The sequence below is a fragment of the Bradyrhizobium sp. BR 10261 genome, from assembly GCF_019455395.1.
Lineage (GTDB): Bacteria > Pseudomonadota > Alphaproteobacteria > Rhizobiales > Xanthobacteraceae > Bradyrhizobium > Bradyrhizobium manausense.
Window position 1 is genome coordinate 58,893 of record NZ_JACOFQ010000025.1, and the last position, 22,237, is coordinate 81,129.

21 protein-coding genes are annotated in these 22,237 nt (G+C 64.1%); 8 read left to right on the forward strand and 13 right to left on the reverse strand.

What is annotated here, in order from left to right; translation table 11 throughout:
• Positions 1–16: 16 nt before the first annotated feature.
• Positions 17–1,273, forward strand: a complete 1,257-nt coding sequence (locus tag HYH07_RS26245) for a GNAT family N-acetyltransferase (RefSeq protein WP_220005213.1) — start codon at positions 17–19, stop codon at positions 1,271–1,273.
• 63 nt (positions 1,274–1,336) lie between these two features.
• Positions 1,337–1,762, forward strand: a complete 426-nt coding sequence (locus HYH07_RS26250; RefSeq protein WP_220005214.1) for an HIT domain-containing protein — start codon at positions 1,337–1,339, stop codon at positions 1,760–1,762.
• 3 nt (positions 1,763–1,765) lie between these two features.
• Here HYH07_RS26250 and tsaA read toward each other — a convergent pair whose 3' ends face one another.
• The 4 genes from tsaA to HYH07_RS26270 all read right to left on the reverse strand — a co-directional run bounded on the left by tsaA (position 1,766) and on the right by HYH07_RS26270 (position 4,494).
• Positions 1,766–2,257: a tRNA (N6-threonylcarbamoyladenosine(37)-N6)-methyltransferase TrmO gene (tsaA, locus tag HYH07_RS26255; RefSeq protein ID WP_220005215.1), complete on the reverse strand. Its 492-nt coding sequence runs from the start codon at positions 2,255–2,257 to the stop codon at positions 1,766–1,768.
• A gap of 32 nt (positions 2,258–2,289) precedes the next feature.
• On the reverse strand, positions 2,290–2,640 hold the full coding sequence (locus HYH07_RS26260) for an AzlD domain-containing protein (RefSeq protein WP_057751453.1): 351 nt from the start codon (positions 2,638–2,640) through the stop codon (positions 2,290–2,292).
• Positions 2,637–3,377, reverse strand: coding sequence for an AzlC family ABC transporter permease (locus HYH07_RS26265; protein WP_220005216.1), 741 nt, complete (start codon positions 3,375–3,377; stop codon positions 2,637–2,639). Before HYH07_RS26265 ends, HYH07_RS26260 begins: the two co-directional genes overlap by 4 nt.
• Positions 3,378–3,531: 154 nt before the next feature.
• Positions 3,532–4,494 carry a lytic transglycosylase domain-containing protein gene (locus HYH07_RS26270; protein ID WP_220005217.1) on the reverse strand — a complete coding sequence of 321 codons (963 nt, stop codon included), beginning with the start codon at positions 4,492–4,494 and terminating at the stop codon, positions 3,532–3,534.
• Between the two features lie 82 nt (positions 4,495–4,576).
• Here HYH07_RS26270 and HYH07_RS26275 point away from each other — a divergent pair, with 82 nt between their 5' ends.
• Entirely contained in the window at positions 4,577–5,215 is a 639-nt protein-coding gene (locus tag HYH07_RS26275) for an HAD family hydrolase (protein WP_220005218.1), read from the forward strand.
• Positions 5,216–5,339: 124 nt separating this feature from the next.
• Here the strand turns inward: HYH07_RS26275 and HYH07_RS26280 are convergent, their stop codons facing one another.
• A complete protein-coding gene (locus tag HYH07_RS26280) occupies positions 5,340–6,380 on the reverse strand; it encodes a phenylacetaldoxime dehydratase family protein (RefSeq protein WP_220005219.1) in 1,041 nt (346 codons plus the stop codon).
• 28 nt (positions 6,381–6,408) lie between these two features.
• Positions 6,409–7,425: a carbon-nitrogen hydrolase family protein gene (locus HYH07_RS26285; protein ID WP_220005220.1), complete on the reverse strand. Its 1,017-nt coding sequence runs from the start codon at positions 7,423–7,425 to the stop codon at positions 6,409–6,411.
• Between the two features lie 205 nt (positions 7,426–7,630).
• On the opposite strand from HYH07_RS26285, the gene HYH07_RS26290 reads away from it, so the two are divergent.
• The 4 genes from HYH07_RS26290 to HYH07_RS26305 all read left to right on the forward strand — a co-directional run bounded on the left by HYH07_RS26290 (position 7,631) and on the right by HYH07_RS26305 (position 11,586).
• Positions 7,631–8,587: a helix-turn-helix domain-containing protein gene (locus HYH07_RS26290; protein ID WP_220005221.1), complete on the forward strand. Its 957-nt coding sequence runs from the start codon at positions 7,631–7,633 to the stop codon at positions 8,585–8,587.
• 155 nt (positions 8,588–8,742) lie between these two features.
• A complete protein-coding gene (locus tag HYH07_RS26295) occupies positions 8,743–9,768 on the forward strand; it encodes an aldo/keto reductase (RefSeq protein ID WP_220005222.1) in 1,026 nt (341 codons plus the stop codon).
• An 86-nt stretch (positions 9,769–9,854) separates the two neighbouring features.
• Positions 9,855–10,016, forward strand: a complete 162-nt coding sequence (locus HYH07_RS26300) for a hypothetical protein (protein WP_167353994.1) — start codon at positions 9,855–9,857, stop codon at positions 10,014–10,016.
• A gap of 148 nt (positions 10,017–10,164) precedes the next feature.
• Complete coding sequence (locus HYH07_RS26305) at positions 10,165–11,586, forward strand: MFS transporter (RefSeq protein WP_220005223.1); 1,422 nt, start codon at positions 10,165–10,167, stop codon at positions 11,584–11,586.
• A gap of 74 nt (positions 11,587–11,660) precedes the next feature.
• On the opposite strand, the gene clpA is transcribed toward HYH07_RS26305, so the two are convergent.
• The 3 genes from clpA to HYH07_RS26320 all read right to left on the reverse strand — a co-directional run bounded on the left by clpA (position 11,661) and on the right by HYH07_RS26320 (position 15,712).
• Complete coding sequence (gene clpA / locus HYH07_RS26310; RefSeq protein ID WP_220005224.1) at positions 11,661–14,069, reverse strand: ATP-dependent Clp protease ATP-binding subunit ClpA; 2,409 nt, start codon at positions 14,067–14,069, stop codon at positions 11,661–11,663.
• Positions 14,070–14,361: 292 nt separating this feature from the next.
• Positions 14,362–14,694: an ATP-dependent Clp protease adapter ClpS gene (clpS, locus tag HYH07_RS26315; RefSeq protein WP_027530069.1), complete on the reverse strand. Its 333-nt coding sequence runs from the start codon at positions 14,692–14,694 to the stop codon at positions 14,362–14,364.
• Between the two features lie 679 nt (positions 14,695–15,373).
• Positions 15,374–15,712 (reverse strand): phasin family protein, encoded by a 339-nt coding sequence (locus HYH07_RS26320; protein WP_057751475.1) that lies wholly within the window; start codon positions 15,710–15,712, stop codon positions 15,374–15,376.
• 388 nt (positions 15,713–16,100) lie between these two features.
• On the opposite strand from HYH07_RS26320, the gene HYH07_RS26325 reads away from it, so the two are divergent.
• Positions 16,101–17,903: a serine hydrolase gene (locus HYH07_RS26325; RefSeq protein WP_220005225.1), complete on the forward strand. Its 1,803-nt coding sequence runs from the start codon at positions 16,101–16,103 to the stop codon at positions 17,901–17,903.
• Positions 17,904–18,126: 223 nt separating this feature from the next.
• Here HYH07_RS26325 and HYH07_RS26330 read toward each other — a convergent pair whose 3' ends face one another.
• The 4 genes from HYH07_RS26330 to HYH07_RS26345 form a co-directional block, all read right to left on the reverse strand.
• Positions 18,127–18,852 carry a DnaJ domain-containing protein gene (locus HYH07_RS26330; RefSeq protein ID WP_220005226.1) on the reverse strand — a complete coding sequence of 242 codons (726 nt, stop codon included), beginning with the start codon at positions 18,850–18,852 and terminating at the stop codon, positions 18,127–18,129.
• 64 nt (positions 18,853–18,916) lie between these two features.
• The gene (locus HYH07_RS26335; RefSeq protein ID WP_220005227.1) at positions 18,917–19,672 is read right to left on the reverse strand and encodes a VWA domain-containing protein; all 756 of its coding nucleotides are present in this window, start codon (positions 19,670–19,672) and stop codon (positions 18,917–18,919) included.
• Positions 19,673–19,868: 196 nt separating this feature from the next.
• Positions 19,869–20,729, reverse strand: a complete 861-nt coding sequence (locus HYH07_RS26340) for an alpha/beta fold hydrolase (RefSeq protein ID WP_057751481.1) — start codon at positions 20,727–20,729, stop codon at positions 19,869–19,871.
• Positions 20,730–21,072: 343 nt separating this feature from the next.
• Positions 21,073–21,996 (reverse strand): division plane positioning ATPase MipZ, encoded by a 924-nt coding sequence (locus tag HYH07_RS26345; protein ID WP_220005228.1) that lies wholly within the window; start codon positions 21,994–21,996, stop codon positions 21,073–21,075.
• Between the last annotated feature and the right edge of the window lie 241 nt (positions 21,997–22,237).

The window sequence follows — 22,237 nt, forward strand, 5'->3', positions numbered from 1 at the left end:
CACGATCTTGGGCGCAATGGCATCATCCGAAATCACCCTGGAGGCGGTCCCGTCCATTGGCGAAGTCTCGCCGGAGGATTGGGACGCCTGCGCCAATCCTGGCAAGGCTCGCAATGAAAAGGCCTGCAATGGGCATGGCTTGGGAACCTCATCCGGGCTTCCAGGCGATTCGCTCGGCCTGTTAAAGCCCGCCTATAACCCGTTCGTCTCTCACGCCTTTCTTTCCTCGGTCGAGAAATCGGGTTCGGCCACGATCCGCACCGGCTGGGGACCGCGGCACCTCGTCGCCAAGATCGAGGGCCGCGTCGCCGGCGTCGTGCCCTGCTATCTGAAATCACACAGCCAGGGCGAATACGTTTTCGACCGTGGCTGGGCGGATGCCTATGAGCGCGCCGGCGGCCGGTACTATCCGAAGCTTCAGGTCTCTGTTCCCTTCACACCAGCCACAGGGCCGCGGCTGCTGGTGCGCGACGGCGTCGACCGCGAGCGCATCATGGAAGCGCTGGCGAGCGGCCTGGTGGCGCTGTGCGGTGTCAGCAAGGCGTCCTCGGTGCACGTCACCTTCGCGCGCGAGGCGGAGTGGAAGCTGCTCGCCCAGCACGGCTTCCTCCAGCGCACCGACCAGCAGTTCCACTGGCACAATGAGGGTTTTGCCACCTTCGACGATTTCCTGGCGACCCTGAACTCACGCCACCGCAAATCCATCAAGCGCGAGCGGCGCGATGCGCTTGCCGCAGGGATCAGCATTCACTGGCTCACGGGCAAGGACATCACCGAGGACGCCTGGGACGCCTTCTTCGAATTCTACATGGAGACCGGCTCGCGCAAATGGGGCCGGCCCTATCTCACGCGCGAATTCTTCTCGCTGATCGGCGACACCATGAGTCAGGACGTGCTGCTGGTGATGGCCCGTCGCAACGAGCGCTGGATTGCTGGCGCGATCAACTTCATCGGCTCGGACACGCTGTTCGGCCGCAACTGGGGCGCAGTCGAGCATCATCCGTTCCTGCATTTCGAAGTCTGCTACTATCAGGCGATCGATTTTGCGATCAAACATGGTCTTGCGCATGTCGAGGCCGGTGCGCAGGGCGAGCACAAGATCGCGCGCGGCTACCTGCCACGAACGACCCACTCCGCCCACTTCATCGCTGATCCGGGCCTGCGTCGCGCCATCGACGATTACCTCAAGCGCGAGCGCGCCTATGTCGCGGAGGCTGGGCGGGAGCTGGCCGAACTCGGCCCGTTCCGGAAAGGCATCGACGAGGCGCCTTGACGCGCCCGCGCAGCTGGTGACAGTAAGCGCAAAATTGAGCTCAAAATTGCCGGGAGCGCCGCCATGACCGCCTATGACCCGAACAACATCTTCGCAAAGATCCTGCGCGGCGAATTTTCCTGCCACAAGGTCTACGAGGACGAGCATGTGTTCGCCTTCCTGGACATCATGCCGCGGGTAACAGGCCACACGCTGGTGATCCCGAAGGCCCCTGTCCGCAACATCCTCGACATCAAGGCGGACGACTACGCCCACGTCGCCCGCGGCGCGCACAAGATCGCCGCGGCCGCGATGAAGGCATTCAAGGCCGACGGCATTACCGTGCAGCAGTTCAACGAGCCCGCCGGGGGACAGGTCGTATTTCATCTCCACATGCACGTGTTGCCCCGGCACGACGGCGTCGCCATGCTGCCGCCCGCGAGCCGCAAGGAAGACGTCAAGGTGCTGGAAGAGAACGCGGCCAAGCTGATCGCGGCACTGAAGGCCTGACCGTCACTCCGTCTGGGAATCCCCAGCCTGCGCCGCGGCCAATGGGGTGAACTCGCACCGATCCGGCTTGATATCGATCAGTGGCGTATTATCGATGCAGTCGAGGCCGCGCACCAGAATCGCATTGCCTTCGATGCCGACCAGCTTCACGATCGAGGTGCCGATCGGATTGGGCCGCACCGGCGAGCGCAGCGAAAAGGTGCCTCGGGTCTTCTCGTTGTTCTTCGGGCTTTGCAGCACGATGTCGCGGCGCGACTGGTCGAGCCAGTAGAGCACTTCGAGATTGCTGTAGAAGTCGACGCCCTTGATCGCCGGTACGAACGGCTCAAAGATCTCGAGGCGGCAGATCGGGCCGTCCTGGCGCCCCTGCCGTGGGGTTTCCAGCCGCGAGGTCCAGGGCGTGCGGATGCGGCCGATGAAGACGAGGCCGGCATCTTCCGTGGACGGCAGCTCGATGGCGATTTCGCCCTCGCGGAGCTCGTTTTCGCGAACCATATTTCCGGTTCCTTGGCTATTCGCTGGTGGTTTTAGCCCAACCACCACTTGCCGGCCAGCATGAAGACTTCGCCGGCGACAACGCCCGCGAAGATCGAACGGCGTGTCAGCAGGAAGACGACGAGGCCGGCGGCCACTGCGCCATAGCGCAAGCCATCCGGCACGCTGGCGAGCGCGCCGGGCGGCTGGACCACGATCTGGGCGATGACGCCGGCGAGGATCGCGGTGGCGACCGCCCTCACCCAAACCAGCAGCTCCGAGCCCTCATCGATGCCGCCGCCGAACCACAGGCCGAGCATGCGCCAGATCTGGTTGGGCACGACCCCGGCGACGAACAGCACGACCAGCGCATGCCAATCGCCGATCAGTTGCGCAGCGTTCATGCGCGCACCTCGCGCCACCAGTGCACGCCATAGGCGATGGTGCCGGCGGCCACGCCGCTGACGAGGATATCGAGGCCGGAGTTCATCTTCGCCGCCAGCGGATAGAGCAAGATGCCGAGCGCAAGTGCGACCACGTCGGCAACCTCGCGGCTGTTGCGCGCGGTCGAAAACAGGAAGGATAGCGGCGTGAGCAGCAGGATCGCGGCGCCCAATGCCTGCGTCAGATTGGCGGCGAGGAAATAGCCGACCGTGTTTGCGGTGAGACACACCGAGACCAGGCCGAAGCCGAGCCCGTTGACGAAGGCGATGCGCCGCTCGCGCGGCACAAGCGGCAGGAAGCGATGGCATTCGACCCACAGCGTCACCGCCGTGAGATGGGCTGCAAAGAACAGCTCGCGCCGCTTGGTCGTCGGCGTGCGCATCAGGGGCAGCACCGAGACCACCATCGGAAACAGCCTGATCGCACTGACCGTGACCGCGATCGCCGACTGGATGATGGTGGCGCCGGAGCCGAGCGTCGTGATCAGGATGATCTGCGCCGGCCCCGCCCAAACGAACAGGGTCGAGCAGAGCGCCCAGAGCAGGCTGAAATGGGTGTCATGCGCGAGCGCGCCGATGCCGAGATAGGTCGCGAACAGGACGAGCGTGAGGATCGTCTGCGTGATCGAGCGCACTCCCCAGGCGAAGGCGCGCCAGGAACTTTGCCATTGCAGGGAATCGAGCGGAGGGAGCGCCACGGGAGCTTGGCCGAGGGTTGCGGAATCGTGCCTGCATAACGGGCAATGCGGATCGCCTCGTCAAGGAAGCCCGCGGCGGGGCTGGCATGCGCGTACAGCCAACGGCCGTCATTCCGGGGCGCCGCGCAATGACAAGAGGTGAGAGGCGCACCGCCTATCCGTTCACGCCGCGGTTCTTCAGCACAAAACATGCGCCGCCCGCTTTGCGAATGCGGTTGCATAAATCATCTGCCTCACTTCGCGTATCGGCACCAATGCGCACCTGGTAGAAAGCGTGCGAGCCGCGGCTGCGCACCACCGAACTGAGCAGGCTCGGATCGCGCTCACCGATCACGCCGCTAAGGCGCGTGACGGCACGGGAGTACATCGCCAGCGCCTTGTTGCGGTCGAAGCCCGCGGCCAGCTGAACCCCCCAGATCTTCGCAGCGGCGAGCTCGACATGCTGCTCGAGTTCTGCGACGAACGGGTTCGGCGCGCGCTTCAGCAGCGCCATCAGGTCGCGGCAGCTCGTCGGCGGCGCGCTCGGCGGTCCCTTGCCGCTGCTGCCGGCCTTGGCCCATGTATCAACGCTCGCGCCAGTGATGGCATAGACGTAATTGCGCGTCTGCTCCGGCATGGGACCAGTGCCCGCGAGCCATTCCTGGACCCGCCGCGGACCGGCATTGTAGGCGGCGGCGGCGAGGCCAAGATTGCCGAACTGGTTGCGCAGCTCGTTCAAGAACTCGGCGGATTTCGGCAGCGCCTGAACCGGATTGAAGGGGTTGAGAAGCCCGCGCTCGCTCGCGGTCCCCGGCATGAACTGCGCGATCCCCTGCGCCTGCTCGCCGCTGCGCGTCACTGGTCCGACGGCATCGACCTGGAAACGGCTCTCCTGCCAGATCACACGGGCGAAGAATTCCAGCGGCAGATTGGCATCACGCGCGGCGGCCTCGACGATCAGGCAGATCGACTCCCGCGTGTCGCTCTCGCGCGCAGGCTCGTTCGCTGCCGGTTTTGCCGGCGCCTCGGGGCCAAGCTGCGTCGGAGGGACCGGAGCATCCTCGGCCAGCACCGGCGTGCAAACGAACGCCGCCGCGAGCAGCCACCAGATCAGCTTCTGAGCCCCGACGAATGCCATGTCGCTCCCAAACTCGGCCCTTGAACTCGGCCCCCAAGGCAACTAGCAACGGCGGGAATTAGCAACGTTGAGCCCGGCCAGGATGCAGACAATCTATTTTGATCTCGACGGTACGCTGACCGATCCAAAGCCCGGGATCACCGGTTCGATCCAGTACGCCCTGAAAAAACTTGGGCAAGCGGTCCCTAGCCAGGATGAATTGACCTGGTGCATCGGGCCGCCGCTGCATGCCAGCCTCAAGAAGCTGACCGGAACCGACGCATTGGCCGACCAGGCGCTTCTGCTCTACCGCGAACGGTTTTCCGAGGTCGGTCTGTTCGAGAACACACCCTATCCGGCCATCCACGACACGCTGGCGGCGATCGCCGCAACGGGCGCGCGCATGTTCGTCGCGACCAGCAAACCCGCTGTCTATGCAAGCCGCATCATCGAGCACTTCGGCCTGAAACCATATTTCGAGCGGGTGTTCGGTTCGGAGCTCGACGGCACCCGCGTCGACAAGCGCGACCTGCTGCGCTACGCGCTCGAGGAGACCAAGGTCGACGCTGCCAGTGCCATCATGATCGGCGACCGCAGCCATGACGTGGTCGGTGCCCGGACCAACGGCATGACGGCGATCGGCGTGCTCTACGGCTATGGCAGCGAGGCCGAGCTCAGGGATGCCGGCGCGCATCACATTTGCGCGGTGCATCCGGAGCTGCTCGGCCACTGCGTCGCCTAAAGCGCGATGAGATTGGGTTAAATCATCATCGCGCTTTAGGTTATTGTTTGAGCATGATCTCCGCGCAAACGCGTTCCGCTGATGTCGCGAGGGAAAACCGCTTCACACTTTTCCGGATCATGCTCTAAGCGGCAACCGTCTCGACCGCCGCAAGCATTCCCGTCTTCGGATGGCAGTTCAGATATTCGAAGAATTGCTCATCGGCAGCCGCCACCGTAACCTCGTGATAAAGCCGCAGCTTCGCTGACGGCCCCAGCGTCGAGAGATATTTCATCGCCGCGCCGAAGATTTTGACGTGGGTCGGGTGCGATTCCGCCCAGCGCTCCAGTGCAGCCAAGCTCCTCCACCAGCTCTGGCCGTATGATTTTTCACTTGCCTTGCCGTCAGCCGAGAGCACCTGCATGTAGCGGTTGGCATAGCAGCCGATTCCGAGCCCGTCGTCGCGCAGGAAATCCATGCCCTCGCGCAGCACCGGTTCGACATCGTCGAGATAGAGCTTGCGTTCCGACGCTTCCGTATCGGTCCAGTCCTGCCCGGAGCGGATCAGGCAGAGATTGTCGTGCGCCTTCACCCGCAGGCGTGCACCGTCACGGATCAGCTCAGGATTGCCACCAGGCGACATCGGGTCGGTCTGCGACAGCGGAATGCGATCGCGCATGCCGCCCCAATAAGCATGCTCCTGCACCTCACCGCTCATGCCCTCGGCGATAGCTGCAACGCCTTCGGGCCTGCCTAACGAGGAGAATAGCGTCTCGTGCCGTGCCACCGCGGGGCGCAACACCTCGATGAAGGTGCCGATACCATCGCGCGACTTTCCGGTCCACGCCTCACGTGCCGGCGCAAACCAGGTGTCGAAGCGTGCAATGTCGTCCCAATAGGCCACCGAAACGATGTTGGCGTGTCCGGCCTGGTCGACATAGTGCGCGCGGTCCCAATGCGTGGGACCGCCCTCACCGGCATACAGCCTGCCGATTTCGGCGAGCGCTTCCGTCGCAGCCGCCGATAGCGCTCCACGATGCTGCACTCCGAAATAGGCCATCACCACGCGGCTCACTCCGGGTTTGTAGCGCGCCACGAAAGATGGATATGGCGGCTGATAATCATCAGGCACGCGCTTGTGACGCGTGCGCGGGGTTTCGAGATGCGCGGGAATTGCGGATTCCATAATCATACCCTCCCCTCGATCGCAGCGATCAGCTCGCTGCCGCGCCGATTTCCACCGGCTCGACCGTGTCGACCGGCAGCGTGAACTGCTCGACCCGCTTGTACGGCTTCTTGTTGAGCAGCAGCCGCGTGACGTCGGGGCGCGAATAATGCCCGGCGGGATCGGCTGCGTTCTTGGCGACGCCGATGGCGCCGAGATCGATCTCTGCGATCAGCAGGCCCTCCTGGTCCGGCGCGAGCTTGTCGCCGATCTGGCTGCCGTCGGGCCCGTAGATCGCGGCGAACCCGCCGCCGACATGCAGCAGCGCATTCTTGTCCGGCCGGTCGCAGAGCTCGTCGATCATGGCCTGCGATACCGTGGCGCAGGGCGCCAGCACGAAGCAGGAGCCTTCCACCGCATAGACGCGCGAGGCGGCGTTGTTGACCTCTGCCCCTAACGCCGGCGCGAACGGATCATAGAGCGAGAAGCTCGGCCAGGCCGCGACATGCACCTGCTCGTTCTGGGCGTACATCGCGTATTTCGACAGCGGCTGGAGATGCTCCCAGCAGCACAGCGCGCCGAGGCGGCCGATGTCGGGCCGCGCATGGACCGCGAGATCGCTGCCATCACCCTCGCCATACACGGTCCGCTCGGCGTGGGTCGGCCGCAATTTGCGGCGTTTTGCGATGGTCTCGCCGTCGGGTCCGATCAGCCATTGCGCCAGGTAAAGGCTGCCGCCGTCGCGCTCGGACAGGCCGATCACCGCGGTGAGCCGAGCTTTCCGCACTGCGTCGCGCAGTCGCTCCGCCTGCTGGCTGTCATAGGCCAGCGAATTGTCAAAGTAGCGCTGCACAAAACCACGGCCGATCGCCCAGGCCGGCGAGTCCAGCCAGATATGCCAGGGGTAACCGGGGATGAACGCTTCCGGAAACGCGATCAGCTTGGCGCCCTTCTCGGCGGCCTCCCTGATCAGCGCGACCGACTTGTCGATCGAGGCGTCGAGATCGAGCCAGGCTGGCGCTGCCTGCACCACCGCGACCTTGTATTTCGGATGTTCGATGCCCATTGCCGCCTCCCTTGCCGGTTGATCCAAAACCACGTCCGATGCAGTCTATTGGGCCAAGCCGGGCGGCCGCGCTCGACCACGGCGGAACAAAAACTCGACTGGCAAGAACACGAATAGGGAGCGCGACCCGGTATGGAACTTGCCTGCAATCAGGCATGATCTGTGTCACCCATGCGGTTGCTGGACGTGAAGGGGAGGCCTGACAATGACAATCCAGTTCACGACAGACGGCAGCCCCGGCTACCGGCGGCTTGCTCTCTGGCAGGACATCGTCTGCGACGTGTTCGTCGGGCTCGACTGCAAGTCCGACCTCGGCAGCGCCTTTCACGGCTCGGTCACCCAGGCCCCGCTCGGCAAAGCCGTCTGCTCGGAGGTCTGCTCCGAGCGCCAGCACGTCTTCCGCACGCCCTCGCGCATCGCGCGTTCGGATCAGGACTATGTCCTCGTTGCACTCGGCAATCGCGGTGATGGCGGGGTGGAGCAGGACGGCCGCGAGACGGTGATCCATCCCGGCGAGTTCGCGCTCTACGACACCACGCGTCCCTACGAGTTGAAGTTCAAGGATACGTTCTCCCAAACCATCTTCAAGGTGCCGCGCGAGATGCTGCAGCGGCGGCTGGGCGGCACCGAGACGCTCACCGCGATCACGTTCGGAACCGATGCGCCGCTCGAGCGGCTCGCCTATGATTTCATCTTCAAGCTTTGCCAAAGCGCGGATCGGCTCGCGCCGAGCAGTGCAGCCGCCCTTTCCGAGCAGGCGGTCGACTTGCTGGCGATGGCGCTGAGCGAACGGCTTGGCGGGACATCACTGCCGTCCTCGACGCATCGCTCCGCCCTGCTCTACCGGCTCAAGGCGCATATCCGCGCGCGCCTTGCCGATCCCGATCTCTCGCTGGCCGAAACGGCCGCTGCTCTCGGCGTCTCGCCCCGCTACGTCAACGACCTCCTCGCCGACGAGGACACTTCATTCCAACGCCATGTGCTTGCCGAACGTCTCGCGCAATGCCGGCGCGACCTCGCCTCGCCCCTGCTCGCCCATCGCCACATCAGCGAGATCGCGTTTGCATGGGGCTTCAACGACGTCTCGCATTTCGGCCGCGTCTTCCGCGAGCATTTCGGGATGTCGCCGCGCGACTACAGGCAAAGCCAGCTACGGCATTAGGATCCGGCCAACTCGATGACGTGCGTCTGCACGACCAGGCCATTCGGCGAGCAAGGCGGGTATGTCAACGCGCCGTAGGACAACACATCTGCTTGCATTACGATCTCTCCACAAGGCCGCGCCAATCAATCAGCGGCTAGCCGAGGAGCAGTTCGATGGAACACCGACGCTTGGGCCGATCCGGCCTCATGGTGCCCGCTTTGAGCCTTGGCACGGGCACGTTCGGCGGCGTCGGCCGCCTCGCGGCCTGGGGGACGACCGACGCGCCCGAAGCGCGGCGCCTTCTGGACATCTGTCTGGAAGCCGGCGTGTCGATGTTCGACACCGCCGATGTCTATTCGCTCGGTGAATCCGAACGCGTGCTCGGCGAAGCCATCAAGGGCCGGCGCGACAAGGTGCTGGTCTCCACCAAGGCAACCTTCCGCTTTGGCGACGGCCCCAATGACATTGGCTCATCGCGCCAGCATTTGCTCGCGGCCATCGACGGCTCGCTGAGCCGTCTCGGCACGGACTATATCGACCTGTTCCAGCTTCATGGCTTTGACGCCATGACGCCGCCAGAGGAGGTGCTCAGCACCCTCGACGTGCTCGTGCGCGCCGGCAAGATCCGCTACGTCGGCGTCTCGAATTTCTCGGGCTGGCACCTGATGAAGTCGCTCTCCATTGCCGACAAGCACGGCTTCCCGCGCTACGTCGCCAACCAGACCTACTATTCACTGGTCGGGCGCGACTATGAGTGGGAGCTGATGCCGCTCGGCCTCGACCAGGGGTTAGGTGCCGTGGTCTGGTCACCGCTCGGATGGGGCCGCCTCACCGGAAAGATCCGCCGCGGCCAGCCGAGGCCTGAAGTGAGCCGCCTGCCCCAGACTGCGGATTTCGGGCCGCCCGTGCCAGACGAACACGTCTATCGCGTCGTCGACGCGATCGACGAGGTCGCCAGGGAGACCGGCAAGAGCGTTTCGCAGATCGCGCTGAACTGGCTGCTGCGGCGCCCGACCGTGTCGACGCTGATCATCGGCGCCCGCAACGAAACGCAATTGCGCGAGAATCTCGGCGCGGTCGGATGGTCGCTGACCAAGGACCAGGTCGCCAAGCTCGACGCGGCGAGCAAGGTGACGCTGCCCTATCCGTACTGGCACCAGCGCGGGACCTTCTCCGACCGCAATCCGCCGCCGGTGTGATCGGCTCCCCGGTAAGAGCCGGCTTGAGCTGCATCAATCCGGTCCACGCTTACCATGGCACCATGCTGGCCCCACGAGGCAGCCCGATGCGCCGATTTGCCATGAAGGCTCTGTTCACAGCCCTCAATCTCGACCGTGCAGAGCGGACGCGGATCGACTGGGATCGCCGCATCGTAATTTTCTCTACGGCCGTCACGATCGGGCTGATAGCGCTCTACATCTACGGCAAGGCGACGTCGCGCTGGTGAGTGTGCGAACAGCGCGCAGATCCATGTCCCCAGCGCCGCCAGACCTGCTTCCGGCACAGGAACCGCCCGTGTCCTGCCGGGTTGCGATGGACAGCGCAATTTCCTAATCGAGGGGACACTCACGGCTCGAATCAAGCACGCCCCCACAATGTCGTCTGTCCCGATCGAGCATGCCGACGGCCTGCCGCAACCACAGCGCAACCAGGCGGTGCTGACGATTGCGCTCGGCATCATCATGGCCGTCGTCGACAGCGCCATCGCCAATGTTGCGTTGCCGACGATCGCGACCGGCCTGAACGCGAGCCCGGCCTTCTCGATCTGGATCGTCAACGGCTATCAGCTTGCGATCACGATCTCGCTGCTGCCGCTGGCATCGCTCGGCGAGATTGTCGGCTATCGCCGCGTCTATCTGGTCGGCCTTGCGCTGTTCACGCTCGCCTCAGCCTTCTGCGCGCTGGCGCACACGCTGCCGCTGCTCACGATCGCGCGCATCCTCCAGGGCTTCGGCGCAGCCGGCATCATGAGCGTCAATTCGGCGCTGGTCCGCTTCACCTATCCCCGCAGCCTGCTGGGCCGCGGCATCGGGCTTAATGCGCTGGTCGTCGCCTTCTCCGCCGCGGTCGGGCCGACGCTCGCCGCCGGCATCCTCGCGGTCGGCAGTTGGCCCTGGCTGTTCGCCATCAATGTGCCGCTCGGCGTGGTCACGCTGGTGCTCGGCCTGCGCAGCCTGCCGCACACGATCCTGGCGAACCATTCGTTCGACTGGCAGAGCGCGGCGCTCTCGGCGATCACCTTCGGCGTCGGCATCGCCGCGATCGACAGCGTCGGTCATGGCGAGGCGACGCTCACCTGCCTCGTCCAGTTCGCGATTGCGATCGTCGCCGGCGCGCTCCTCATCTATCGCGAGACGCACATGAAGTCGCCGCTGCTGCCGGTCGATCTGCTGCGCATCCCGGTGTTCGGACTGTCGATCGCGACCTCGATCGCCTCGTTCTGCGGGCAGATGCTGGCCTTCGTCGCGATCCCCTTCTACCTCCAGAGCCGCTTCGGCTATTCGGCCGTGCATATGGGTCTGTTGATCACGCCATGGCCGATCGCAGTGGCGTGCGCGGCTCCCCTCGCCGGCCGCCTGGTCGAGCATTATCCGGCCGGCCTGCTCGGCGGCATCGGGCTGATGCTGTTTGCCTGTGGCCTCGGCGCGCTCGCTTTCCTGCCGGCAAGTCCGACCCCGCTCGACGTGGTCTGGCGGATGGCGCTGGCGGGCTTCGGCTTTGGCCTGTTTCAAACGCCCAACAACCGCACCATGATCGCCGCCGCCCCGCGTGAGCGCTCGGGCGGCGCCAGCGGCATGCTGGGCACCGCGCGCCTGCTCGGCCAGACCACAGGCGCTGCGCTGGTTGCGCTTTTCCTTGGCCGCTACCCGGTTGACGGGACCCGGATCGCGCTCCTCGCCGGCGTCGGATTTGCGCTCTGCGGCGCCGTTCTGAGCATGTTGCGGCTATCGCCGGCCGGGGCACGCGGCGCCGAGCACGTCCGTGTGCAGGACGATCAGCGCCTGCGCGGCGAGTAACACCGCCTGACACAGACCCCCACCCAAAAAAAGGCCGGCTCTTCAGCCGGCCTTGTCGATTCATGATGCGCCGATCAAGCCTTGACCAGCGGGCCCTTCGAGGTCGGCCCCTTGGAGCCGCCGGGGCCGCCCGGCTTGTTGGGCTTGCCCGGCGGACGCTTGCGGGCGGGCAGCTTTTCCTGCTTGGGGGTGACCGGCCCCTCGACGAACTCGAAGCCGATCTTTTCCTTGGTCTCGTCGGCCTCGTCCTTGACCAGGACGACGCGAACGTGGCCACCGCCCTTGAGCTTGCCGAACAGCACCTCGTCAGCCAGCGGCTTCTTGATGTGCTCCTGGATGACACGGGCCATTGGCCGCGCGCCCATCTGCTCGTCATAACCGTGCTGGATCAGCCAGGTCTTGGCGGGCTCGGACAGCTCGATGGTGACGTCGCGGTCGCCGAGCTGCGCCTCGAGCTGAAGCACGAACTTCTCGACCACGGTGCCGATCACCTCGACACTGAGATGACCGAACGAGACGATGGCGTCGAGACGGTTGCGGAATTCCGGCGCAAACTGCCGGTTGATCGCCTCGTGGTCGTCGCCTTCCCGCTTGGAGCGCGTGAAGCCGAACGCCTGCCTCGCCAGATCCGCCGCGCCCGCATTCGTGGTCATGATCAGGATCACGTTGCGGAAGTTGACCTGCTTGCCGTTGTGGTCGGTGAGCCGGCCGTGGTCCATGATCTGGAGCAGCACGTTGTAGAGATCCGGATGCGCCTTCTCGATTTCGTCGAGCAGCACCACGCAATGCGGATGCTGGTCGACGCCGTCGGTGAGCAGGCCGCCCTGGTCGAAGCCGACATAGCCGGGAGGCGCGCCGATCAGCCGCGACACGGTGTGCCGCTCCATATACTCAGACATGTCGAAGCGCAGCAGTTCGACGCCGAGCGTCGCCGCGAGCTGCTTGGCGACTTCGGTCTTGCCGACGCCGGTCGGACCCGAGAACAAATAGCAGCCGATCGGCTTCTCCGGCTCACGCAGGCCGGCACGGGCCAGCTTGATCGACGCGGCAAGCGACTCGATCGCCTTGTCCTGGCCGAACACGGTGCGCTTCAGGGTCTGCTCGAGATGCTTGAGCACTTCGGCATCGTCCTTCGAGACGCTCTTCGGCGGGATCCGCGCCATCGAAGCGATCGTGGTCTCGATCTCCTTGATGCCGATCGTCTTCTTGCGCTTGTTCTCGGCCACCAGCATCTGCGCCGCGCCGGACTCGTCGATCACGTCGATCGCCTTGTCGGGCAGCTTGCGGTCGTGGATGTAGCGCGAGGACAGCTGCACCGCAGCCTCGATCGCCTCATTGGTGTATTTCAGCCGGTGGTAGTCCTCGAAGTAAGGCTTGAGGCCCTTGAGGATGGCGATGGCGTCCTCGACCGTCGGCTCGTTGATGTCGATCTTCTGGAAGCGCCGCACCAGCGCGCGGTCCTTCTCGAAGTGCTGGCGATATTCCTTGTAGGTGGTCGAGCCCATGCAGCGGATCGTGCCCGAGGCGAGCGCCGGCTTGAGCAGGTTCGAGGCGTCCATCGCCCCGCCCGAGGTCGCACCCGCACCGATGACGGTGTGGATCTCGTCGATGAACAGAATGGCGTTGGGATGCGCCTCGAGCTCCTTCAGCACCTGCTTCAGGCGCTCCTCGAAGTCGCCGCGATAGCGCGTGCCGGCGAGCAGCGTGCCCATGTCGAGGGAGAACACGGTGGCGGCTGCCAGGACCTCCGGCACTTCGCTGTCGACGATGCGCTTGGCGAGGCCTTCCGCGATCGCGGTCTTGCCGACGCCGGCCTCACCCACGAACAGCGGATTGTTCTTCTGCCGGCGGCACAGCACCTGGATCGCGCGGTTGATCTCGGAATTGCGTCCGATCACCGGATCGATCTTGCCGTCGCGCGCCTTCTTGTTGAGGTTGACGCAATAGGTCTCGAGCGCCTCGCCCTTCTTCTTGGAGTCCTCGTTGCCTTTGGTCTCGGTTTCCTCATCGACGCCGCGCACGGGACGCGCCTCGGAGACGCCCGGCCGCTTGGCGATGCCGTGGCTGATATAGTTGACGGCATCATAGCGCGTCATGTCCTGCTCCTGCAGGAAGTACGCGGCATGGCTCTCGCGCTCGGCGAAGATCGCGATCAGCACGTTCGCGCCGGTCACCTCTTCACGACCGGAGGACTGCACGTGGATCACCGCGCGCTGGATCACGCGCTGGAAGCCGGCGGTCGGCTTGGCGTCGTCGGCGCCATCCGTCACCAGATTCTCGAATTCGGTCTCAAGATAATTGACGAGGCTCGTGCGGAGCTTGTCGAGATCGACGCTACAGGCGCGCATGACCGCGGCTGCATCGGAGTCGTCGATCAGCGAGAGCAAAAGATGCTCGAGCGTCGCGTATTGGTGATGACGCTCATTGGCGATCGCCAGCGCACGATGCAGGGATTGTTCAAGGCTTTGGGAAAAAGTCGGCATTCGCGTCCTCTATGGCCCCCACCATCATGATCGCCATCGCCCGGTCAGGCAACAACAACCTTTGTCACATATAGTTATACAAGATCGCGGCAAAAGACCGGTTCCGCGACTCTACGGGCATTGCGCGCCCACCGCATCCTCGATGCAAAACCCGTTCCGATTTGGGCAAAACTGCCCATTTGGGCAGGACAGACGCCGGCGCTGAGTCGGCCGGATCACGCCGCGGCTTGCGCTGACGTCACACACCGCGCGAACAGAAGCACTCCAAAGAACGCCGGATTCGAACGCGCGGTTACTTCTTTTCCATCACGCATTGCAGGGGGTGCTGGTGCTTGCGGGCAAAATCCATCACCTGCGTCACCTTGGTCTCGGCAATCTCGTAGGTGAACACACCGCACTCGCCGATCCCGTGATGATGGACATGCAGCATGATCTTGGTCGCGGCCTCGACGTCCTTCTGGAAGAACTTCTCCAGCACATGGACCACAAACTCCATCGGCGTGTAGTCGTCGTTCAGGATCAGCACACGATAGAGGTTCGGCCGCTTGGTCTTAGGTTTGACCTTGGTAATGACAGACGTGTTCGGACCCGCCGGGCCACCGGAACGGTTCTCGTCGTTGCTCATCCGGGGAGCATGGGCGGCAGCCGCCGCGGACAGGTCGAGTCTGGAAGTCAATTGCAGCATGGCTCAGGCGTTCAAATTCCCCACGGAAGCGTCTGACGGTCCGCCGCGCCGCCCACACGCGTGGGTCTCGCGCCGGCGCGCCGCCTTGTCGGATCGCCGCTTCCAACCGGTCCGGTCGAGCCGGATCGATTGCAGGCAATATGGGCCCGCCCTCGGCTCGCCGCAAGCGTGCAAAGGCCCAGCCGATGCGGCCGCGGCGCCCCGATTCCCGGTCCGGGCGATCCTGGACAAGGTTAGTCAATCCGGACCGGTTTGACAAAAACTTCCCGCCCGCCTGTTCGGAACATGCTGATCAGGAACCTGACATCGACATGACCTCGACGTTTCGGCACGGCCATTCCTCCGGATTTCTACGGTCCGCTTCATCCGTTGTTCAACGCTGTGGCGTGAGATCCAGCAAGACCACAATGACGCCGTCGTCGTATTTCGCCGGCCCGCTGACAGCCGCCTTTGACGAAGGCGGACGCCTATTTCAATGCGCTGCTCGTCGATACGTCCGCGCTGCCGAACATCACGCTCACCGCGGACCTACACCGCGAGCGCTATGCAAAGAGAGCCTCGTGCAAAATAAAAAAGCCCGGCTGATGCAGCCGGGCCTTGTGATCAGGAGTTCAGAAAATTACTGGGCAGCCGGGGTGAACTTCGACACGACCGTCTCAACCGGCTTGAACGCCTGCTTGGCGAGGTCGCTGTAGAGGCCTGCGATCTTCTGCGATTCCGCGACGAAGGTTTCGTAAGCGGAACGGGCGAAATCGGTCTGCGCTTCAAGCGCCTTGTCCAGCGACTTCACGCCGGAAAGCTTCTCGACGAACGACTTGGTGTCTTCGAACGACTTCTTGGTGTAGTCGCCATAGGCGCTGGCGATCGCCTGGAGGCCGTGCTGCACCGAGGTTGCGGAGGCAACGTAGGTCTCGAAATGCTCTTTCCCGTAGTTCTGGAAGTCTTCAACCTTGAACATCTTGGAATCCTTTTTCCCTGGCTCGCGTCCGGAAGCCCCGGCTCCCTGACTCTGCCCACAATTAGTGCAATGCACAAAAAAGTCAAGAATCTTGTGCGGCGCACAAAAGTCGACGCCACTTACGGAAATTCCCGGGCTTTCCCGCAAGGGTTTCTTAAGCTTTTGGAAACCGCCGTCCCCTACCCTGATTCCCTGGACGTGTTCACTTCCGCAGGCGGCCAAAAGCCGTGTGAGAACATCACCTTAGCCAGAACAGCGGCTCAGGCCCAACGTCCCCCGCAGTGAACACCAGCGGAGGGACAGCCTGAGCAGGTAATGATCCCGGGTCCGCAGGGCACAATTTCGCCTCACGAGCCGGTGATCAAGTCACAAACGGGGACGGGGTTCCATGCTTCGTAGCAACTGGTCTTCCTCGCGCTTGGCGCGGGTTGGCGTTTTCGGGTTTCTCACGGTCACCACAGCCGTCATCTTCACGACCGATGCAGCCGACGCACGGCGCTATCGGCGCCACTATGCGCACCACCGGGTGCATCACGAGGCCTCCGAGAGCTACAGCCCGCAATTCGCGTCGATCATCGTCGACGGTAATTCCGGTGCCGTGCTGCAATCGATCAGCCCCGACGGCATTCGCCATCCGGCTTCGCTCACCAAGATCATGACGCTCTATCTTCTGTTCGAGCGTCTGGAGTCCGGCAAGATGAAGCTCGATACCGAGCTGCCGGTGTCGCAGCACGCCGCCGACCAGGATCCGACCAAGCTGAACCTGCGTGCCGGCCAGACCATCCGCGTCGAAGACGCGATCAAGGGCCTCGTCACCCGCTCGGCCAATGACGCCGCTGTCGCGATCGCGGAAGCGATCGGCGGCAGCGAGAACGATTTCGCCGCGATGATGACGCGCAAGGCGCGCGCGCTCGGCATGTCCAAGACGGTCTATCGCAACGCCAATGGCCTGCCCAACGACGAGCAGGTGACCACCGCCCGCGACCAGGCGACGCTCGGCCGCGCCATCCAGGAGCGCTTCCCGCGCTACTATCGCTACTTCTCGACCACCTCGTTCACCTGGCGTGGCGAGCAGATCCGCGGCCACAATCACCTGCTCGGCAGCGTCGAGGGCGTCGACGGCATCAAGACCGGTTACACCCGCGCCTCCGGCTTCAACCTCGTCACCTCGATGCGCCGTGGCAACCGCTATCTCATCGGCGTCGTGCTTGGCGGTCGCAGCGGCGGCTCGCGCGATGCCATCATGCGCAATCTGCTCGCAGAGAATCTCGAGAAGGGCGCAACCACCCACACGGTTGCCGCAGTGACCGAGCGCAATAGTGCCGATGCCAGCACCGACGTCGCCGATGCATCGGAGACCCCGGCACGCCCCGTCCCGCCTGTCCAGGTCGCGGCCGCTCCTGCTGCCGAGGCCCCCGCGCCGCGTCCGGCCTCGCGCTTTGCGGCGCTGGCGGCTGCAACCGCGGCGATGCCGCCGGTGCAGCCCAAGCCTGAAGCCAAGCCCACCGAGTCCAAGATCGAGCCGGCGCCTCTCACCAACGGCGTGATCTCGAGCCAGCCAATTGCCCTCATTCCGGGTTCGTCCGAGCCGATGAAGCCGGTCCGGGTCAAGACGGTTCAGGTCAAGGCCGGCGCAGTCAAGGTCGCCTCCGCCGCCCCGACGCAGGTCGCACCGCAAGTCACCAACACGATTCCAGCCCGCGGTGACGTCGCCGAGACGTCCGGCGCCGTCGTCGCCAGGGCCGACATCGTCAACAAGCCGGAGCCCGCCCGAGCCGAATTGCCGCCGCAGCCGGCAGGCTTCGGCACCGGCAACGGCATTCTTGGCGTGCTGCCGGCAACCACCGTCGCCGCACCGGCGCCCGCGCCGGCTGCCAAGCTTGCCTCCGCCGATCCGGCGCCGCAGCCGATCCAAATGAGCGCCAGCAAGCCGGCCGTCACCCATAGCGGCTGGATCGTGCAGGTCGGCGCGCTCGAGAGCGAGAGCGAGGCCCAGCAGCGCATTGAAGCTGCCCGCAGCTCGGCCCGTGGCCTGCTCAGCAAGGCCGATCCGTTCACCGAGCCAGTCGTCGCCAGGGACAATCGCAAGCTCTACCGCGCCCGCTTTGCCGGGCTCGAACGGGACCAGGCCGAAGCGGTATGCAGGACGCTGAAGCGTGCCGACATCTCCTGCATGACCGTCCGCAACTGATCTCTCGATCCTTTCGAATCAAAATGCCCGCGCCTTGCGCGGGCTTTTTTGTTTTGGGGACGTGGTGGCGCTGCAGGCTGTTCCACGACAACCTCTCGTCAAGAATTTACGGTTAAAACTTTACCCAAGGGATCGACCACGCCGACAATGGCGGGCATCGGGGCGACGGCAAACAGAGCAAGCAAGCTCACGCGGTACGGGCGTTTGTGGCGTAGTGCCGGAGTTAGCCGTTATGCGTACGAAGCAGAGTATCCTTGGCCTCGTTTACCCGGGCAGCGAGGTACGTCGAGCCCCCCTGGTCGGGATGCAGTTTCTTCATGAGGGATTTGTGCGCCCGGCTGATGTCGTCGCGCCCCGCTCCCGGCTGCAAGCCAAGGATCTGATAGGCTTCCTCCGCCGTCATTTTGCCGCTCGGCGCCGTGCGGCGCTGCCCCCCTGCCGCGTTGCCCTGCGCGTTCTGACGCCAGGCGGGAAACCGGCGGTCCAGATAGCTTTCAAGTAGGGCCACGCTCTCGGCGTCGAACGCCGGGACCATCGCCAGCAGGCCGGCAAGATCGAACTCGTCGAGGCTGCGCCCGGCATACGGCCCGGAGACGATCTCGCCCGAGAGCTGGCCGGAATCGTGATCGAGCCGCATATCCAGGAATTGCGATCGCACGCGCGAGGCCCGACCGGATGAGCGCGATGCGCCACCACCGAACAGCCCTCCGACATTGCCAAAGCCCGCATTCGCGAGCGGCGTCCAGCCGAGCAGTCCGGCTCCGAAAAGTCCGAGCGGGATCGCCACCGCCAGTTCGCCCCTCAAGCCGGTAAAGGCGGCGACCGCGAGCGCGACTACACCGCCGCCTAGCTTGATGGTGCGCGCCAGCACCGCCGGATTGGCGGCGCGGAACATCTGGAGCAACAAATAGAGCGTGATAACGGCGACAACGCCGGCGATCAGAGTCATGGCGTGAATATAGTCGCCCAATTGCCAAAAAGCATGCTGTCGCGCCGAACCGGAAGGGCCAGCCTCACTTCATCTGTCCGATCAACTGTGCAGCTCCGCCCGTTGTCTTCGCCAATCGCAGCAATGCCTCGCGGCCGCCGGCGGCATAGGCGGCGGCGGCTCGCAACAGCTCGCGCAGCTGTGCCGCCGCGCCCGGATCGAACCGGCACCAGGCACCGCCGGTCAAACGCGCAATCTCGCGATAGGCCTGTTCGGCGACCGCATCATGGCCTTCCTGAAACAGGAACACCGGCACCTTCAGCATGCCGAGCTCGCCGGCCATGGCGCAGAGCGCGTCGACCTTCTCCTCCATGGCGTCACCGACGAAGACCACGGCACGTACGCCTGATCTAACCGCCTCGCGCCGCGCATCGGTCAGCACTCTGCCGATCTGGGTGTCGCCGCCGCGGCAATCGATCTTGCTCATCAGTGTTGCAAGCTTGCTGCTGTCGGAAATCCACCCCGTCGCGCGGCATTCATTGTAGCCGCGATAGTAGACCAGCCGGATGTCGAGGCTGCCAAGCGCCGCAGCCTCGCGAAACATGTCAGCCTGAAGCGCGCAGGCCATGTCCCAGGTCGGCTGCCGGCTCATCGTCGCATCCAGCGCAAAGATCAAGCGGCCCTTCGCACCCGGTGCATGCGGAGACAATGCACGCGCCTTGGCGACGAAGGCGGCGACATCCTCGGAGGTCGAGGTCTTTGCCTGCGGCAGCGCGCCGTCGTTCTCGGCTCGCTCGGACAGGGGATCGCTATGGCGCGGTTTGATGGAATCGCCGGACATCTGGCATTGCCCTTGGTGCCTCGCCACCAATGTGGATAGCGTGCCCTGCCCGGTCAATGTGCAAAGCCTCCGCAGTCGGGGCCGGCGGAGGCTTTGAGACTTGTTTCGGTCAGCTCTTCAGATCAGCTCTTCTCGGATCAGCTGTCCAGGATCAGCCGTTCCAGGATCAGCCGTTCCAGGATCAGCCGTTCCAGGATCAGCTCTTGGCGGGCGCCATCAGGGCAACCGGACCGGGCTCCAGCACCTTCGGCGGCGACGACGTCGTGTCGACCGGCGCGATCGAACTATCGGTATCGCTCAGGAATTTATCCAGCATGCCCTGGATCGAATTCTTGGCATCGTCCGGACCGGTGTCGCGCATGTCGTTGTGCTGGAAGTCCGTCTTCACGACCTGGATACCGGCCTTCTCACACTCCTCGTCGGTCGGCAGCACGCCCGGATCGGTCTTGAACTGCGGATCGTGGGAGCGGAACGACAGGATCTTGAACTTGCCGGCGGTGACGAAGGGGACGCGGAGATTGTCCAGCGTCACGACTTTCTTGACCTCGTCCGGATACTGCTTGGCGAAATACATCGTGATGTCGCCGCCCATGGAATGGCCGACCATCGTCACCTTGGTGTAGTCAGCGTTGGGCTGAACCTTCTTCATCTCCTGCATTGCCAGATGAATATTGGCGACACCGCGCAGGATCTGCGGCAGACGGCCGACATAGAGCTCGCCGGGCTTGGTCACCATGGGCGGATCGGTCGGCAAATCGTGCTGCGGGCTCACGACCATGTAGCCGCGCGCAGCGAAGATGTTGGCGAGGAAGCCGTACTCGGTGTTCTTGACGGTGTTGCCGTGATTGATCACCGCGACCGGAAGCGTGATCATGCCGGCATTGGCCTGCATTTCCTTGTCGCGACGGATTGCGATGTCGACAGGCACGGGACGATTGTCGCGCGAAGCGTCGTAGAAGGTGATGGTCTCGTGCTTGATGGCCCACTTGCTCGCCGTGAAATAGGCGACACTGAAGAGGGCTCCCACAGAAACCAGAACGGCAATTCCACGCTTCATTTTCGTCCTCAGCCCCAGGCCGTGCGGCCTGATCCCTGTTGAAAATCGTGTTTCTTCCGAGGCTCTTCGGCCCCTGGTCGCCTATTCCCCAATATATGTCACAGGCGCGTGACAGGAAGGCTAAATATTGTGAACCGACAGCCCTTTCATTGTGCGACGCACACGTTTGGTGGGCACCGCGTTCTGATACCGCTACGACCAGATACAGATGACCACCCGACGCACCCCGTCACGATCGGGTTCAATTTCACGGTGAATGCTAGGTGAAAACAAACTTCAGGCCCGACGGGTTCCCGCGGGAACCGCTTGGGCCATGGTCGACCGGAAGTAGCGACTTACCGCGCTAGGCGCCGAGGATGTCGTGGACCTCGAGCGGTTTGTCCACCTGGCTGAACCACTCGGCGCGATTTGCCGCACGTCGCCGGCCCCGCTCGTCGAGCGGCAGTTTGAGCTGGCGCAGCAGGCTCGTGACCTCCTCCCGCGCCGTGAGGTGGCCGAGATTGGGTCGCATCCCGAGCGTCGCCTCGTCGATCTCGTCGAGGGCGGTCAGGCCGCGCGGAAAGAACTCGCGATAGACGACACGCTCGGCGAAGCCGTCGACGTAGCGGAAGCCGAGCCGCAGCGACAAATCCTTCAGCCCGTCGGCGACGAGCTGCTTGTTGCGCGAGCCGAGCATCGACAGGCGATTGCGCACCACGATCCAGTCGGTGGTCGAGCCGTCGAGCTGACGGCGCTTGCGCCTGGCATCGCGCACCATCTCGGCGTAATGGCTTTCCCCTGTTACCGCGTAGTTGGTGGGGTCGACGGTACCGAGCACGTCGAAATCGAGGAAGCTGTCGTTGATCGGCGTCACCAGCGTGTCGGCCATCGAATGGGCCAGCCGCATCAAATAGCTGTCGGTGCCGGGTGTATCGATGACGATGAAGTCGAAACGGCTCTCGACCGCCGAGACCGCCTCCATGAACTGCTGGAACTCGGAATTCTCGTTCTCGGCGATCAGCATGGTCTCGCCAAGCTTGATGCAGCGATGCACCGGCAACTCGAGGTCGAGCCTGGTGCGGCGCGCCCAGGCGGACCGGTTGTTGATGTAACGAGTGAAGCTTTGCTGGCGGCAGTCGAGGTCGATGGTGGCGACGCGCTGACCGGCCTTCAGGAGCGCAACCGCGATGTGCAGGGCGGTGGTCGATTTGCCGGAGCCGCCTTTCTCATTGCCGAGCACAACAACGTGCGCCGAGCCGGATTGGCTTTGGCTAGCCTGCACAAGCATGGCGATCCTCAACACCCCTTAAGCAATATCTTCGATTTGGCCGCGTCTGCGGTCAAGTGAAATGCGTGACAGGATAACGAAATCACAGGGCGATAATGGTCATCATGAATCGCGCGCGGCCTCGCCTCCGTGATCCAGCCCACAATGGCGCGACATCCTCGCTGCAGAACGTGCTGTGCACGATGTCGATGCATGGCGTCCACAGCCGGCGCTTGTTAAGGTTAGCCGGCTGCGCGGCTGG